Origin of the sequence: Pseudohalocynthiibacter aestuariivivens (genome assembly GCF_018457175.1) — a bacterium.
In the GTDB taxonomy this organism is placed as follows: Bacteria; Pseudomonadota; Alphaproteobacteria; order Rhodobacterales; family Rhodobacteraceae; genus Pseudohalocynthiibacter; species Pseudohalocynthiibacter aestuariivivens.
In genome coordinates this window covers 47183-63579 of record NZ_JAGFNU010000011.1, presented here as the reverse complement: position 1 = coordinate 63579, position 16397 = coordinate 47183, and the positions used below count along the sequence as shown (strand labels likewise).

The 16397-nt window shown below is 53.2% G+C and carries 14 protein-coding genes; 5 read left to right on the top strand and 9 right to left on the bottom strand.

Annotation, left to right across the window (positions count from 1 at the left end; all coding sequences use genetic code 11):
- Positions 1-6: 6 nt before the first annotated feature.
- On the bottom strand, positions 7-963 hold the full coding sequence (locus J4E70_RS15135) for a Hint domain-containing protein (RefSeq protein WP_213890488.1): 957 nt from the start codon (positions 961-963) through the stop codon (positions 7-9).
- 228 nt (positions 964-1191) lie between these two features.
- On the bottom strand, positions 1192-2775 hold the full coding sequence (locus J4E70_RS15130; protein ID WP_213890487.1) for a Hint domain-containing protein: 1584 nt from the start codon (positions 2773-2775) through the stop codon (positions 1192-1194).
- Positions 2776-3077: 302 nt separating this feature from the next.
- Between J4E70_RS15130 and dapE the strand changes: the two genes are divergently transcribed.
- From dapE to J4E70_RS15110, 4 genes are all read left to right on the top strand, one after another.
- Positions 3078-4226: a succinyl-diaminopimelate desuccinylase gene (gene dapE, locus J4E70_RS15125; RefSeq protein WP_247078501.1), complete on the top strand. Its 1149-nt coding sequence runs from the start codon at positions 3078-3080 to the stop codon at positions 4224-4226.
- A 22-nt stretch (positions 4227-4248) separates the two neighbouring features.
- Positions 4249-4815, top strand: a complete 567-nt coding sequence (locus J4E70_RS15120; RefSeq protein WP_213890533.1) for a TIGR04282 family arsenosugar biosynthesis glycosyltransferase — start codon at positions 4249-4251, stop codon at positions 4813-4815.
- Positions 4816-4899: 84 nt separating this feature from the next.
- Complete coding sequence (rnr, locus tag J4E70_RS15115) at positions 4900-7158, top strand: ribonuclease R (RefSeq protein WP_213890486.1); 2259 nt, start codon at positions 4900-4902, stop codon at positions 7156-7158.
- A gap of 96 nt (positions 7159-7254) precedes the next feature.
- Positions 7255-8601, top strand: coding sequence for a lytic murein transglycosylase (locus J4E70_RS15110; RefSeq protein ID WP_377609898.1), 1347 nt, complete (start codon positions 7255-7257; stop codon positions 8599-8601).
- Between the two features lie 22 nt (positions 8602-8623).
- On the opposite strand, the gene J4E70_RS15105 is transcribed toward J4E70_RS15110, so the two are convergent.
- The 7 genes from J4E70_RS15105 to J4E70_RS15075 form a co-directional block, all read right to left on the bottom strand.
- Positions 8624-9118, bottom strand: a complete 495-nt coding sequence (locus J4E70_RS15105; RefSeq protein WP_213890485.1) for an RNA pyrophosphohydrolase — start codon at positions 9116-9118, stop codon at positions 8624-8626.
- A gap of 42 nt (positions 9119-9160) precedes the next feature.
- Entirely contained in the window at positions 9161-10498 is a 1338-nt protein-coding gene (locus J4E70_RS15100) for a S41 family peptidase (protein ID WP_213890484.1), read from the bottom strand.
- A gap of 6 nt (positions 10499-10504) precedes the next feature.
- Positions 10505-11629 (bottom strand): murein hydrolase activator EnvC family protein, encoded by a 1125-nt coding sequence (locus tag J4E70_RS15095; protein WP_377609936.1) that lies wholly within the window; start codon positions 11627-11629, stop codon positions 10505-10507.
- A gap of 14 nt (positions 11630-11643) precedes the next feature.
- The gene (gene gpmI, locus J4E70_RS15090; protein ID WP_213890482.1) at positions 11644-13164 is read right to left on the bottom strand and encodes a 2,3-bisphosphoglycerate-independent phosphoglycerate mutase; all 1521 of its coding nucleotides are present in this window, start codon (positions 13162-13164) and stop codon (positions 11644-11646) included.
- A gap of 132 nt (positions 13165-13296) precedes the next feature.
- Positions 13297-13767 carry a 23S rRNA (pseudouridine(1915)-N(3))-methyltransferase RlmH gene (gene rlmH, locus J4E70_RS15085; RefSeq protein WP_213890481.1) on the bottom strand — a complete coding sequence of 157 codons (471 nt, stop codon included), beginning with the start codon at positions 13765-13767 and terminating at the stop codon, positions 13297-13299.
- Complete coding sequence (rsfS, locus tag J4E70_RS15080; RefSeq protein ID WP_213890480.1) at positions 13767-14123, bottom strand: ribosome silencing factor; 357 nt, start codon at positions 14121-14123, stop codon at positions 13767-13769. The genes rlmH and rsfS overlap by 1 nt, the downstream gene beginning before the upstream one ends.
- 306 nt (positions 14124-14429) lie before the next feature.
- Complete coding sequence (locus J4E70_RS15075; RefSeq protein WP_213890479.1) at positions 14430-15284, bottom strand: LysR substrate-binding domain-containing protein; 855 nt, start codon at positions 15282-15284, stop codon at positions 14430-14432.
- 89 nt (positions 15285-15373) lie between these two features.
- Between J4E70_RS15075 and J4E70_RS15070 the strand changes: the two genes are divergently transcribed.
- A complete protein-coding gene (locus J4E70_RS15070; protein ID WP_213890478.1) occupies positions 15374-16396 on the top strand; it encodes a permease in 1023 nt (340 codons plus the stop codon).
- Position 16397: the final 1 nt, after the last annotated feature.

Sequence of the window (16397 nt, the reverse complement as noted above, 5' to 3'; positions counted from 1 at the left end):
GATCACCTAGCCTGCGCGCATAGATTTCAACGTGTAGGCCTCGAAGGGGCGTAAAACTGGTCGCGATGGTTCGGTGTGAACCGGTAATTCATCTGAAAAATCTTCGCCAGATGGTTGTGGCCTGAACAGGCTCTCAACACTACTTCCCGCCACGTTCAAAATCTCTGGACGGTCAAACAGTAACTGATAGTAGCGAATAGTTTTCAATCGCGTTTCGGGTAAAACGGAATAGGTGTCTTGCAAATGCTCTGCATTGATCAGGACCTCTTCTTCTCCGAAAAGATACTCGACCATGTCACCTTCGACCAAAAGACGCAAATTCCGCGCAACCATGATATCTTGGTTTAGCTCGAAATACGGGGCGCGAAGCCGCAAAGGCTGATAGTGACCATGCGCCGGAACATCACGCACCATAAGGCAGCGTATAGGCTGAGGACCACTGTCCAGTGTTGAAACCAAATCACCCACGCGCAGGTTTTGCACAAGCTCTGGCCCATTTGGCGTTTCCACCGGTGAAGACGCGACAATTCCGGGGATAAGGCCATGTTCTTCAATCTGGTCCGAAAACGTAAAAAACAGAACTTCTGAAACAGCACGCGTGCTTTCGGGTGACATCGTCATGTGATGGACGTCAACGACAGGAACTGGCAACGGATCCGACACGTCTTTGGTATGCACAGACCCGTCATCAAGGTTTTCAATCGTTAGCTGCCCCCAGCGTTGCGGGGCATCCCAGGAGAAAATGATCCTGGAGGGTTGCGCGCGAACAAGCGCGCCCTCCCCCGTTTCCAACGTAATCTGACGTGACCCCTGAATATGTCGTAAAATGACAGTGTCGTTCTGTGTAAGACTGATTTTTAGCTGCGTTCCCCAATCGGAAACTGAATAAAAATTTATCAGTTCCAATGCGTTTGAATTTTCTTCAAGCGTGGAAATTTCGATGACAAGGCTACCCTTTGCCAAAAGCTGCTCGTCAGATGGTTTGGAACCGCCTACTGCCGACGGATGTGATATCCCAAGAGGAGAAAAAAATGAGTTAGAAAAATCGCAAAGCGCCAGCCAGGTCATCTTGGATTATCACACTCTTTTCAGCTCGCCCCATTGCAGGTGTCCGGTATCGGCGCAAATGCACAGTTTTGGCTGTTGCGTCTGACAGGTAAGCAAGGGTTTTCTTTCTTGTCTTCGCCCCTGTTACGCTGCAACGCTCCTTGCAATCAAGACCCGAGCTTCATAGGCGCGCAGGGTTCGGCGCGCGGCCGGGCTGTATCCAAGGCCAGTATCCGGATTAAGTTCAGGAAAAATTGAACATATCTCTTCAACACATTCCCGTTCAAAGCTGCGTGTTGTCTGAGGGCCGGGCAGAAAGCTCTCGGTTGCCAGGCCTTCTGAGAACACGACCTGATGGCGGTCAAACAGGATATGCACATAGTCAACCATACCGCCTTCTTGCGAACGTACCGTGTAGTCGTTGACGAGGTCTTTAGCGGCGATCAAAACTTCGGCTTCTCCGAACAGCAGTTCTGCAAGACTATCGCTGATCAAAATCCGGTGCTGCGGCGACACCAAAAGTTCGCGATGCGAGCCAAACGTATTTGCCTTGATGCATATCGGCGCAAGATTGTCTTTGGCTGGAACACGTCGCTGGCCTATCCATCGTACGGGCTGGGGGCCGTCGTCATGGGTGATAACCAGATTGCCGGGCTCAAGCGTTTCAACAGGCACTTCACCGTCAGGCGTAAGGATCATGGTGCCAGCCACAAAACACGGTATCGTGTTGACGGTCACAAATGCGGTATCAGAAATCCCATTTCCACCGCCATTTGCAACGGTGTAAGTGAAGTTGACACTTTCCTCGTCGGCGTCTGTTGTAATGGAAAACGTTCCATCCGCATTCAGAGAAACCTGCTGCCCGGTCGCCAGTGTCACGGTATCGCCTGCTACGACAGCGTTTCCATTGATATGTGTAACTGTTAACGAGCTTCCGTTTGGGCCGGTATCATTTGCGAGAACGTCAAGAGTTTTAGTGCCGCTTATTCCAATATCAACTGTATCATCTGATGCGATCAGCGCAGTCTGAACGCTGTTTCCAGCGATCAGCAGATTTGAATCATAGTTTGAATCCCCGACGTCCGCGATGCCGATCCGGATCGAGTTCAATTGGCCGGGTACAACAACCATCTTGAGCGTCATTGTGACAGTAAAGCCGTCCATTTCAGTGTTGAACGCATCAGACGTGTTGTCATTGTAGAGATTTACGTTGTTGGTGTCGTTGACGTTTCCGACATTCGTCTGGCCAGAGCCAATTGCCAGTTGAACGGGGTTGCCGTTTACCCAAACACCGACCGCGTCATTATAAATTGAATTTGTGTACTCCGGGTATTCATCAGACGAGAACACAAACTGCATTGTCAAAATGTTGCTGTCCGGAATGAAATCGACATCCAGCATTGACGCGTCGTAGGTTTTAGTGCCGGCAAGAGAATTAAAGTCTGGGTCGTTATTTACACCCTTGGTGTTGGTGGATGTATTGGTCGATTGGTTGGACTGCCCCGATGAATTGGTAAAATCCTTGGCACGTCCAGTTGACAGGATAACGCCCGTGTCGCCCGGCGTGACACCGGGGGAGGTGTTATCGCCGTCTGAGTAAGTACCGGATGAGTTCTTGTCGCCTGAGTAACTTGCGCCGACAACAGTAACACCGTCGCCAAATATCGTATTTGCCATGCTAACGGCGTTAGCTTTGGTGTTGATCGGAAGTTCCGATGCTGTAACCATGTCTGCCCCCGGCCCTGCAAGGAGGCAACGCAAACATATAGCCGGGCATAGCCCAGCCATCATCGATATTAGTCTCTTACCGCTCGATCGGACCGTTTTTTATTTTTGGTCCTAAGTTTGCCCTGCCTCGGGTCTGTTATTATTTTGCACTAAATCAAGTGTTTGACAGATTGTTAACAAAAGAATGCCTTGGTTGTAGTTTCCGCAAATTTGCGTGTCTCTCTGGGGCAACAGTATTGTCAGGCGGTTGACATTGCCTCGTCAGAAGGAAATGTCTATCGGTGGTATAAAGGAGGGGTAAGGTGACCCAAGATATTGATGTTGTCGAACTTTGTGCGGAGCTAATCCGGTGCCCTTCGGTTACCCCTGCTGATGGGGGTGCGCTCGCACTTCTGGAAACGCATTTATCGCGCGCAGGTTTTTATTGCGCCCGTGTTGATCGCGGAGAAGTAGTAAACCTCTTCGCACGTTGGGGTGAAAAGGGTCATCCGAAGACCTTTGGGTTCAATGGTCATACCGATGTTGTGCCTGTTGGCGACGAAGCCGCTTGGACAGTCGATCCCTTTGGTGGCGAGGAAAAAGATGGATTTTTGTGGGGGCGCGGCGCAACTGATATGAAGTCGGGTGTCGCAGCATTTGCTGCCGCTGCAATTGAATTTGTTACGCAGACGCCACCGGATGGTGCGGTTGTATTGGCCATAACTGGCGACGAAGAAGGCGATGCAATTGACGGCACCGTTGCACTTCTTGACTGGATGAAGGTGAACGGCGAAGCGATGAGCGCCTGTCTGGTGGGCGAACCGACCTGCCCGAACCACATGGGCGAGATGATGAAAATCGGGCGGCGCGGTTCCATGACCGCCTATTTTACGGCGAAAGGTATTCAGGGTCATTCAGCATATCCACATCGTGCGCTAAACCCGCTTCCCGCCATGGCACGGTTGATCGATCGGTTGGCAGGCCATGAACTCGATACAGGTACCGGCCATTTTGATGCATCCACACTTGCCGTTACAACGATTGATGCGGGCAATCCGGCAAACAACGTTATTCCTGCTGAATGCAAGGCAACCGTGAACATTCGGTTTAACGACGCGCATTCCTCCGACAGTCTGATCGAATGGCTGGCAAAGGAAGCAGCGGTCGTAACCCAACAGACGGGCGTTGATATCCAGATGGAAACGCAGGTTTCCGGGGAAAGCTTCTTAACACCACCTGGCCCGCTGTCAGAACTGATCGCAACAGCGGTCGAAGCGGAATGTGGCGTGCGGCCAATCGCGTCAACGTCGGGTGGAACCTCGGATGCGCGGTTTGTCAAAGACCATTGCCCGGTGGTGGAGTTCGGGCTTGTTGGCAAAACAATGCATCAGGTTGATGAGCGGGTTGAAGTTGAACAGATACCGCAACTGAAAGCGATCTACGGGCGGATCCTGCGTGACTATTTCGCCTAGATACCGTCAACAACTGGTGGTGATGGTGAAAGAGCCGCGCCCCGGTCGGGTAAAAACGCGGCTTGGGCGAGGTATTGGCAAGACAGCCGCGGCTTGGTGGTTTCGCCATCAGGTGCGGCGATTGCTTCGCGATGTAACTGATCCGCGTTGGGATGTTGTACTTTCGGTCGCGCCAGATACCGATGGTTTGACAAGCCGCGTCTGGCCAACGCATCTGCCACGCATCCCGCAAGGAACGGGCGACCTTGGCGACCGGATGGGTCGCATTTTTCATATGATGCCAAATGGCCCGGTTGTCATTATCGGCGCCGACATTCCGGGTGTGACGCGTCAACACATAAACAAAGCATTTCGTGCCCTCGGAAATCATGACGCGGTTTTTGGCCCTGCAATGGATGGAGGGTATTGGCTGGTTGGGTTAAAGCGTGTTGGTCCCGTGCCAACAACGCTTTTCCACGGCGTGCGTTGGTCTAGCGAACATACCTTGTCTGACACATGTGAAACACTTGGGTGCGCACGGATCGCATTGGTTGATGAAATGCAGGACGTGGACAGCATTGCCGATCTGGAGAAGCTCCGGTCAAATTGAACCCGGAACGGAAAGTCAAAAGAGGCGATCTGTAACAGACCGATTTGCAATGACGTCGCAGCAGCGGCGTGTTAATCGGGTTTCATGATGCGCATACCGACAAAAGACGAAATTCTTGCATGGATTTCCGATAACCCGACCAAAACCAATAAACGTGATATCGCCCGTGCTTTTGGCATCAAGGGTGCTGCGCGCATTGATCTGAAGCGTTTACTGAAAGAGTTGGAGTCCGAAGGACACCTTCAGAAAAGAAAACACTCTTATCGTGATCCGGATAGGCTGCCGCCAGTTTCTGTTTTACAGATAATGGCCCCTTCTGAGGATGGTGACCTATACGCGCGTCCACTTGAGTGGATCAGCGATAGCCCCGAACCAAAGGTTTTGTTCGTTGCGCGTGAGTCTGATCCTGCGTTGGGTGAAGGCGACAGAATATTAGCACGTCTAAGCGAAGTAAGCGGAGAAGCGCATCAGTACGAAGCGCGGCTGATCCGCAGGATCGGAACGAACCCGCACCGGATATTGGGCGTTTTCAGGAAAGGGGCTGAAGGCGGACGCGTTCTGCCAATCGAGAAAGGCAGTGACAAGGAATGGCGTGTCACGCCAGGTGCAAGCCTTAGCGCGAAAGACGGCGAACTGGTCGAGGCTGAACAGGCCGGGCCAAAGAACCGGATGGGCCTTCCTTCAGCGCGTATCATAAGCCGTCTGGGGGACCCGACAGCACCAAAGGCTGTTTCGCTGATCGCTATTCACCAGCATGGTATTCCCGACGATTTCCCTGATGATGTCGTTGCAGAGTCAGACAATGCGAAACCTGTGCCGCTCGGTAAACGTGAGGACCTGCGTGATCTTCCCCTGATCACGATTGACCCGACCGACGCGCGCGACCGTGATGATGCCTGCTATGCGCACGCGGATGACGACCCAAAGAACAAGGGTGGTCATGTTGTTTGGGTGGCTATCGCAGATGTTGCTCACTATGTCACGCCCGGTTCGGCATTAGACCGCGAGGCCCGTAAACGCGGCAATTCAACCTACTTCCCGGATCGGGTGGTGCCTATGCTGCCCGATCACCTGTCCGGCGATCTATGTAGTTTGCACGAAGGGGTGCCACGTGCCTGTATGGCCGTGCGAATGGTTTTAGATTCGAGCGGCCACAAAATTAGTCATCGGTTTACACGGGGTCTCATGAAATCTGTGGCATCGCTTCACTATCATGAAGTTCAGACCGCGATTGATGGTGACGCAAACGAGAAAACCGAAGCTTTGGTGGAACCGGTTCTAAAACCACTTTATGCCGCCTATGAAGCGACAAAAAAGGCGCGTGCGGAACGCCAACCGCTTGACCTTGATTTGCCAGAGCGTCGCGTTGTTATAAGTGACGATGGCAAAGTCGCCTCCGTCAACTTCTACGAACGGTTGGACGCACATCGCCTGATCGAAGAATTCATGGTGCTTGCGAATGTTGCCGCCGCCGAAGAGCTGATCAAAAAACGCCAACCCCTGATTTTCCGGGTGCATGAAGAGCCCAGCCCTGAAAAGCTGGATAGTCTGCGCGAGGTTGCACAGGCCTCTGGCCTGACCCTCGCCAAGGGACAGGTATTGAAAACGGCGCATTTGAACCGATTGCTGAAGGAAGCAGAAGGCACCGATCAGGATGAACTGATCAATATGGCCACTCTGCGATCTATGACACAGGCCTATTACGCACCTGAAAACTTTGGGCATTTTGGTTTGGCGTTGCGCGCGTATGCGCATTTCACCTCACCTATCCGGCGGTACGCGGACCTTGTCGTGCACCGTGCAATTATCAGGGCACATGGTTGGGGTGATGACGGGCTCACCGATGCTGACGTGCAAAATCTCGCCGAAACAGGTACGCATATTTCAGAAACCGAACGCCGCAGTATGATGGCGGAACGGGACACCACAGACCGCTATTTAGCGGCGTATCTATCAGAGCGTGTCGGAACAGAGTTTCCCGGTCGCATCTCGGGAATCGCACGGTTTGGCGCCTTTGTGCGTCTGGATGAGACCGGGGCAGACGGGCTCATTCCTGTACGAACGCTCGGACGTGAGTTTTTCCATTTCGATGCCGAAGAGCAGACTTTGACGGGTGAACATTCCGGCCTCAAGCTTGGAATTGGCACGCGCGTGCTGGTTCGGCTGTCAGAGGCCGCACCGGTAACCGGGGGTCTCTTGCTGGAATTGGTCGAAGTGGCGGGCAAGGCCTTGCCAAGGGGCCAGGCCGGGGGGCGTGGCAGCTACAAGGGACGTGCAACGAACCGGTCACAGAAGAAGTCAGCCAAGATAAAAAAGAAAGTTGCGCGCAAACGGCGTGGCTAGCTCCGGCGAAAGCCTGCGCGTTTTTATCAGGGTGCTTTTCGATGGGTTTCAGACAGGGTACACTTAGTAAAAGAACAAAAACATACAGGTGTCAAATTGCGCAATTGGGTAATGATCTTCGGGTTTGTTGCGGGCTTGTTGCCAGCCGTAGTGGCTGGGGCATCTGGCCTAGCTGTCGAGGTTTCAAAGCGGCCCGTCGAGCGGCCTGTTGTTGCAGGTGAAACTGTTGTCGCAACAGTCGCAACGTCAGGTGTGATCGCGCTTCCGCGCCCTGCCGCACGCCCTCAGAGAGAAGAGAGTGTTCAGGTGCAGCCCGCAGTCGGCAATGCAGGGTTTCAACGCTGGATCAGAAGTTTTCGGTCTCGCGCGGTAGCGGCAGGTATCACGTCCCAGACGTTTGACGCCGCTTTCCGGGGTGTTCAGTACAACACCGGAGTGATCCAGAAAGACCGCAATCAATCTGAATTCACCAAACAGATTTGGGAATATCTGGATAGTGCAGCTTCGGATACGCGCGTAAACAATGGGCGCGCGGCCGTGCGCCAGCATCGCCGCTTACTTGAACAGATTGAAGCGCGCTACGGCGTTGAAAAGGAAGTTGTCGCCGCGATTTGGGGGTTGGAAAGCGCGTATGGAGAGTATCGCGGCAGTGAGCCGCTGATCGAATCGTTGGCGACGCTTGCCTTTGATGGGCGGCGTGGCCGGTTCTTTGAATCGCAGCTGATTGCGGCGTTGAAAATCATTCAGTCCGGTGATGTACGCCCGAACCAGATGACGGGTTCCTGGGCGGGGGCCATGGGACATACACAGTTCATACCAACCAGTTATCTTGCTTATGCGCAGGATTTTACCGGTGACGGTAAGCGTGATATCTGGTCCGACAATCCTGCCGACGCTCTGGCGTCTACTGCGGCTTATCTTGCACGGTTTGGGTGGACCAAGGGCCAGCCTTGGGGTGTAGAGGTACAGCTTCCGCGCGGGTTTAATTATGGCCTGACGGGTGAAAGGATAAAGAAACCGGTTCGTGAATGGATGGCGCTGGGCATCAGGGATGCAAACGGCAATCGAATACCTGAACACGGGCGTGCCTCTATCTTGTTACCAGCGGGTGCGCAGGGTGCCGCCTTTATGATCTTTCAGAATTTTCACGTGATAGAGCGGTATAATACAGCCGATGCCTACGTTATCGGCGTTGGGCACTTGTCGGATCGGATTGCTGGGGCAGGGCCACTACGATCAGACTGGCCACGTGGCGACAGGCCATTGCGGTTTTCCGAGAAACAGGAAATGCAGCGGATGCTGACCGCTGCCGGGTTCAACACCGACGGTGTTGACGGCATCATCGGGCCAAACACAATTGCAGCGATCAGAAGGTTTCAGAGTTCTGTCGGGATGATTCCGGATGGCTATGCGTCATACGATATTCTGCGGCGATTGCGCTAGCAGAGCGCATAAAAATCGCTGACTAACGGTCGCTGTTCAGGTGGTTGCGAAAAGCATCAATCACCTGTCTGTACAAATCTCGTTTAAACGGCACGATGCTTTCCAGCATTTCATCCGGGCCAATCCAGCGCCATTCTGAAAATTCCGGGTGGTCGGTTTCAATTTGGATGTCGGCATCTTGACCCAAGAATTGAAGCAGGAACCACAATTGCTTTTGCCCTTTGAACCGTCCCTTCCAAATTCTGGGTATGATGTTGTGCGGCAGTTCGTACGTCAGCCAATCATCTGTCTGTGCCCTGACTGAAACCAGATCAGTGGTTACACCGGTTTCTTCCCACAATTCACGCATCGCCGCATCCCGCGGGTCTTCACCGTCGTCGATTCCACCCTGAGGCATCTGCCACGCTGGCAATTCGCTATCAATCCGTTGGCCAGCGAAGATCAGGCCAGCAGAATTTACGAGCATCACTCCGACGCAGGGGCGATAGGGAAGGGCAGAAATGTCATCTGGTTTCATGATGGTAGAAGGAGGGCCGGTTTTACAACCGGCCCCTTTTCCTTATTCGGTTGCAGATGCTAGGGCCGATAGCCCCGTCAGCAGGTCGATTGCATAAGACAGTTGAAAATCCTCCTCACGAAGTTCAGCTGCGGCTTCAACGCGCGCGCGCTCTTCTTCCAGCAACCGGCGTTCTTCTTCGGTGAACGAGTCATTGTCGAGGCTGCCACGCAGGTCCGCCTCTGTACGGGTGCGCGGTGTTGCACTTTCGTCCTCGTCATTTTCAGGCTGTCTGCGGGGTTGTGGAACAACAACGTTTGGCTCCACGCCCAAAGCTTGGATCGAACGGCCTGAAGGTGTGTAGTAGCGCGCGGTTGTCAGGCGCATGGCACCGTCGCCGCGCAATGGCATAACGGTCTGGACAGACCCTTTCCCAAAGCTCTTTGTGCCAACCACGATTGCACGGCGGTGATCTTGCAGCGCACCGGCCACAATTTCAGAAGCCGAAGCAGACCCACCGTTAATCAGAACGACAATCGGCTTGCCCTGCGCCAGATCGCCCGCAGAGGCGTTGAACCGTTCTCCGTCTTCAGGTGCACGGCCGCGGGTTGATACGATCTCACCTGCATCAAGGAACGCATCAGACACCCGGATCGCCTGATTGAGCAAGCCGCCGGGGTTGTTTCGCAAGTCAACAACCACACCGTTGATATTATCGATCCCACCCGCAGCTTCGATTTCTTTTTCGAGCCCGTTTTTCAGGTTGCTATAGGTCTGGTCATTGAAGGTTGAGACGCGAAGAACAACTGTATCGCCTTCAGTGCGTGCGCGCACTGCTGTTAGTTTGATTGTGTCGCGGATGATGGAAACATCAAACGGTTCATCCGCTCCTTCACGAACGACAGTAATAATGATTTCAGAACCAACCGGACCACGCATCATTTCAACAGCCTGATCAAGGGTCAGACCCAGCAGACTTTCGCCATCTACGTGGGTTATGAAATCACCAGATTCCATTCCAGCGGCATCGGCAGGTGTTCCGTCAATTGGCGAGACGACTTTGACAAAGCCTTCTTCCTGGGTCACTTCGATCCCAAGGCCGCCAAATTCTCCACGTGTTTGCACCTGCATGTCATCAAAATCAGCAGGGGGCAGATAACTTGAATGCGGATCAAGTGACGACAGCATTCCGTTTATCGCGGCTTCGATCAGGTCAGCTTCGTCCACCTCTTCGACGTACTGTGCGCGAATGCGTTCAAAAATATCGCCAAAAAGATCCAGCTGTTCATAAACGTTGGTGTTACGAGTGGTTTCTTGTGCAATCAAAGGACCGGCAATCTGGGTGGTCGCTACAACCCCGGCCAAGGTGCCACCAATTGCGGCCATCACAAATTTCTTCATCGCATTCTAATCCTTGTTCAGATTGAACCAGCCTGACGGGTCCACCGGGCTTTGCCCATTTCTTATCTCTATATAAAGCGTTTCTGTCCGGTCAGCACCAGCACCATCAGCACTATTTGGCAAAAACGCTTCAATTCCTTCAGAACTGCCGCCCATCAACCCAAGAGGCGCACCGGCAGAGACCACTTCACCGACTTCACCATAAACACGCCCGAGGCCCGCAAACACCATTAGATAGTCTTGATGCGGCTCAAGTATCATCACGTTTCCGTAGTCAAGCAACGGTCCACGATATCTGATTGTGGCCGGCCACGGAGCAGTGACGATAGAGAGAGGTAATGTCGCAATAAGAAAGCCGGGGCGGCGAATTCCTGCAGCATCGGCTTCGTTGTATCCCCGAAGCAAAGTTCCCGAGACGGGTAGCGGAAGATTGCCCTGACCAAGTTCGAAATCGGGAATCGGGATCGCCTTGTCACTTTCTGGCAGGGATGCGAGACCCCCAGCGAACCCTTCAAGCGTTTCGCTTCCTTCTAGCAAGCTCTGCAATTGTGCCGGATCTTCTGTAAAGCGGCGCGGCAGCTCTGTTCTGTCTGAAACCGCCTGCGAAAGCGCAGTTCGCGCGTTTTGCGCTCCTTGAAGCCCCTCATTCAATGTGTCTGCGGCGCTTTCCTGCAGCGCGCGTAACAGCGAAAGTTCCTCTAGTTGATATCTGAGGTCTTCTGCCTGCGCCTGAATTGCAGGTGTCACTTCCGCAAGGATCATACCAGACCGCGCGGTGCCAACCGGTCCCGAAGGGTGCATCAAAAGAAGGGGCGTGGGCGAGTTCTGCATTGTTTGCAGAACCCCCAAAAGTCGGGAAACCCGATCACGCCTTGAATCAAACTCCAGCCGGATGGCAGCTTCGCGGATTGCGGCCTGACGCAGGCCCTGACGCAGCGCAACAAGCCCTTCTTCATAAGCGTGTATCGTTTGGGTTAGCGCGGCAACACGGTCTCTTGCGCCCTCTGCTTCCTGCAACGCAACAGAGGCGGCTTCAAGCTGGCCCGCAGCACGGCGGGCGATCAGAGATGGGTCCGTCTCGGCCCCGGCTGAGAAAGGGGAGGTCAGGGCCATCAAAACGGCCAGGAAAATGCCACGCATTTTTCTCATCGGGCAATCAGGCTTTCCCCGGTCATTTCATCAGGCTTTGGCAGACCCATCAATTCCAGAAGTGTTGGTGCGATATCTGCAAGCCGCCCATTTCGCAAAGTGACGCCCTCAGGGCCTCCGACCAAGGCAACAGGAACCGGGTTCGTTGTGTGTGACGTGTGTGGACCACCCGTTGCCGGGTCAACCATGACTTCGCAATTGCCGTGGTCTGCGGTCACTATCATTGCCCCACCCGCTTGCTTTAAGGCTTTCAGCACCCGGCCAAGCCCAAGATCAACGGTCTCGCAGGCTTTGATTGCGGCTTCAAGGCTTCCGGTATGGCCAACCATATCCGGGTTCGCATAATTCGTAACGATCAGATCGTAACCAGCTTCGATGACCTCGACAAATTTTTTGGTGACTTCAGGGGCCGACATTTCAGGTTGCAGGTCGTAAGTCGCTACCTTTGGGGATTTTGGCATAAAGCGATCCTCACCCTTTTCCGGCACCTCAACGCCGCCGTTCAAAAAGAAGGTCACATGCGGATACTTCTCCGTCTCGGCGAGGCGAAATTGTTTTAACCCGTGCTTTGCAACCCAGGCACCAAGCGTGTTCACGATCTCGCGTTTGGGAAAACAAGTCGTCATGTAAGTTCGGTGGCTGTCTGAATAATCGACCATCCCGAGGAACGCGGCCAGTTTTGGCCGCAGACCTGTCTCGAAGCCATCAAACTCTGGGTCACCTATGGCCGCAAGAATTTCACGCGCGCGGTCAGAGCGAAAGTTAAGACAGAAAATGCCATCTCCGTCTTTGATTCCTGCGTAGTCTCCGATGACCGTTGCGCTGATAAATTCGTCACTTTCGCTTCTGTTATACGCGGCCGTTACTGCGGAATGTGCGTCTTTTGAAACCGGACCTTTTGCCCTGACAATCGCATGATATGCCTCACTGACACGCTCCCATCTGTGATCGCGGTCAAACGCAAAATATCGGCCGACAACGGTTACGATTTTTGCATTAGAAGGAAGGCTGCCCGCCAGATCACCGAGGTACCCATAAGCTGATTTTGGGGCCACATCGCGACCATCCGTTATTGCGTGAAGCGCAACAGGTATGCCAGCATCCGTAAGCACACGAACCGTCGCTTTTATATGCGAGATATGGCCATGAACGCCGCCATCTGACACAAGACCAAGCAGGTGAGCGGTTCCCCCGGTTTCTTTTAGTTTGGCAATAAAGTCCAAAAGAGCTTTGTTTTCAAAGTACGATCCGTCTTCAATGGCTAGGTCAATCTGTCCGAGGTCCATTGCAACGACACGTCCGGCACCAATGTTTGTATGACCAACTTCCGAATTCCCCATCTGTCCGCTTGGAAGGCCAACGTCAGGCCCATGTGTAAGCAACGTTGCGTTTGGGCAAGTGGCCATCACCTCGTCAAAATTAGGGGTATTTGCCAATGCAGGTGCATTCGCATCGGTCTCAGCGCGACTGCCCCATCCATCAAGAATGCATAGAACGACAGGTTTAGGTGTGTTCATTATAAGGTCCGTCTTCTGCTCGCCCTCTATCTATGGGTGAGGCGGTGAAAGAGCAAGGTTTCAGGTTTGTTCTGCAACTGGCTAAATTGTTGTTTTCGCTAACATCGACGCAAGAACAAGCTGAAAGCTGAATTAGCTTCGGTGATAGGGCGATCCTGCAAGAATTGTGGCGGCGCGATAGAGTTGTTCTGACAACATGACACGCGCCAACATATGCGGCCAAACCATTGCACCAAACGAAAGTTTAAAGTCTGCACGGGACCGAAGGTCTGGTGCGATACCATCAGCCCCACCGATAACAAACGCCAGATCGCTGCATCCATTGTCGCGCCACTGCGCCATTTGCGTTGCAAATTGGGGTGAGCTTAGCCCTTTGCCACGTTCGTCCAACGCACAGATTGTCGCGCGCTCCGGTATCGCCCGTTCAAGCAGCAGAGCTTCGGTGACCTGCCCACCACCCTTTTTATCTTCGACTTCATGCAACGTGACCGGCCCGAGCCCGAGCGCGCGGCCAGTACGGTCAAATCTGGTGAAATAATCTTCTATAAGCTCGCGCTCCGGCCCCGCCCGAAGGCGGCCAACTGCGCAAATGTGAACCCGCATCAGTTTTGCGGGCTAGGGCTTTGCCACAACTTTTCAAGCTGGTAGAACTCGCGAACTTCGGGGCGGAAGATATGCACAATCACATCTCCGGTGTCGATTAAAACCCAATCGCCCTGATCCTTGCCCTCGGTCTTTGAAAGACGTGCAAAGCGCTGTTTCAACCGGTCGACCAGTTTTTCCGAGATTGCGGAAACCTGACGTGTCGAACGGCCAGAGCAAACGACCATATAGTCGGCAATTTCGGATTTGCCGCGCAGGTCGATGGACACAATGTCCTCAGCCTTGTCATCGTTGAGAGAGGAAAGAATTTGTTCAAGCAGTTCTTCGCTTGATATATCCGCCGGCGTGCCAGTCATTGGCGCGTCCGGTGCGGCCGATCTACCAGCCGCGTTTACAGAGTGAGACAGGACAATGTCCTCCTTTCAGCGCGCCGACATGCTCCGGCGCTGAGCATAAGAAAAAGGTATCACTGCATTTGGTAAAGCTCAATGCACGGTTGCGCGACGCTAAAATTTTGTTTTCCGGGGTGTCTTTTCAGTTTAAGCTACTGGTAAAAATAGAAAAAATTGACCTTCCCCATTAACGACCTAAAGAATTTTTTCGTGTTCCATTGATGGGAATCAGCACACTTACGTGTTTCGAAAACAAAGAAACAAACACTGTCACATTGTGTTGAAAGCGTTTCGTATGGCGGTTTTCATTGCGGTGAATGCCGGGCCATTCGCGGTTTTGCAATTTGCAAGCACCAGTTTGGAAGCCGGCATCTCAGAGAATCCTTCGTTTGGCGCCAAAAGTCTCAGGCTTGCACTTTGTGACGACTTCGCTAGCAGGCCGATCGCGATACCTGCTTCGATAGACGCAGCGACACCTGTGACGCTTTGGCTTGAAAACACGATGCGGAAAGGCCGACCAAGTTCGTTTAGCGAATTGAGAGCAGCATCCCGCCACCAGCAGTCCCGGTCAAACAATGCGACAGGAATAACATCTCGCGATAAAAGATCGTGGTAGCGTGACACCATCCAATGTGTTGTTTCTTCTGCCAGCAGTTCAACCCCTTCGTGCAGGTGTTCAACTTCATAAACCGCAAGATCAAGCGCGCCATTCTCTATGGCTTTTGGAAACCCACTGCTAATTGCACAGGTCACGTTCAGTTCGACAGAGGGATGCAACTGCGCAAACTCACCGACAATTCGCGAAATTGTATCTCTGCTTTGGTCGTCGGGTATCCCAAGTCTGAGTTTTCCATGCAGATCATCGGATGTCAGTTCACGCAGCGTTGACTCAAGAATACCGGTTACATCACGTGCCACAGGTACCAACTGCTCTCCGGCAGGGGTAAGGACAACCCCACGACCGTGCCGTTCAAAAACGGGTTGGCGAACGATTTCTTCAAGCCGCTTTATCTGGAGGCTCGCCGCAGATTGCGACCGGTAAATACGCGCTGCACCTTCCGTAAAACTGCCAGTGTCAGCAATGGCCAGAAAGGTGCGAAGCAAGTCACTGTTCAGATGATCCATTTAAAAACCTCATGTCTGGGCTTTGTATTACTCGTTTCTCATATAGTTACGCGAGATCTATATGTCGAATACCGAAACAGAGGTGCGCGATGTCAGATCAAACAAAAATTCCAAGCCGTTCTTTGAACCTGTCGATGATCTCGTTGATCTTGGGTGTAATTTTCTGCATCTCGCTCCTGATTTGGCCGCGATCAATCTTGGATATGACTTGGTTTGTTGCGGAAAGCATGGTGCTGGTCGCCCCATTGGTCATCCCGGGAATCGTGCTTGCAGCATGGATTATTGCCAGCGGTGCAGATTCTTACATTGCCCGCGCTTTCGAAGGGCGCTTGCTTTACGCGATCGTTGCAGCATCAGCGATTGGGGCGATCACGCCGGTCTGTGGCGTCACTGTCCTTCCCTTGATGGCTGGCCTTCTGGCGGCAGGTGTGCCGCTTGCGCCCGTAATGGCGTTCTGGCTGTCTTCGCCGGTCACCGACCCTGCGATGTTGGCGACAACTGCGGCGACTCTGGGTATAAGTTTCGCGGTTGGCAAAACGCTTGCAGCCTTTGGTCTGGGCCTTTTCGGGGGGGTCGTTACGTTGGGGTTTTCAGACCGCGACTGGTATAAGACATCTCTGCGCAGCAACCGTATCGTTGGTCATTTGTCAGAAAACGCCTGTGCAAAAGCCTTGTCTTTCAAAGCCGGTATTTGGGGTGATGCAGAACGCAGGGTAATTTTTCGTCGCAATTTCATCGCGACAACAAAGCTCATTCTGATCTGCCTGATCCCTGCCTTTGCGGCGGAATATGCTTTGAACGCGGTTCTGCAACCCGAAGCGCTTTCTGACTACGTTGGCGAAGATGTCTGGTGGGCAATTCCGTTTGCGGTTTTTGTTGGCGCCCCGGCGTATCTGGATGGCTATGCCGCACTTCCGCTGACACGTGGTTTAATGGAACACGGGATGTCACAAGGGGCAGCCATGGCGTTTCTGGTTTCAGGCGGTGTTGTCAGTATCTGGGGAGCAATGGCAATTTTCCCTGTCCTGAGGATCAGACCATTCCTGTTGTATCTTTCGCTGGCAGTTACCGGCTCGTTGATCGCTGGGTACGTCTTTGATTGGGTGTCCTGAC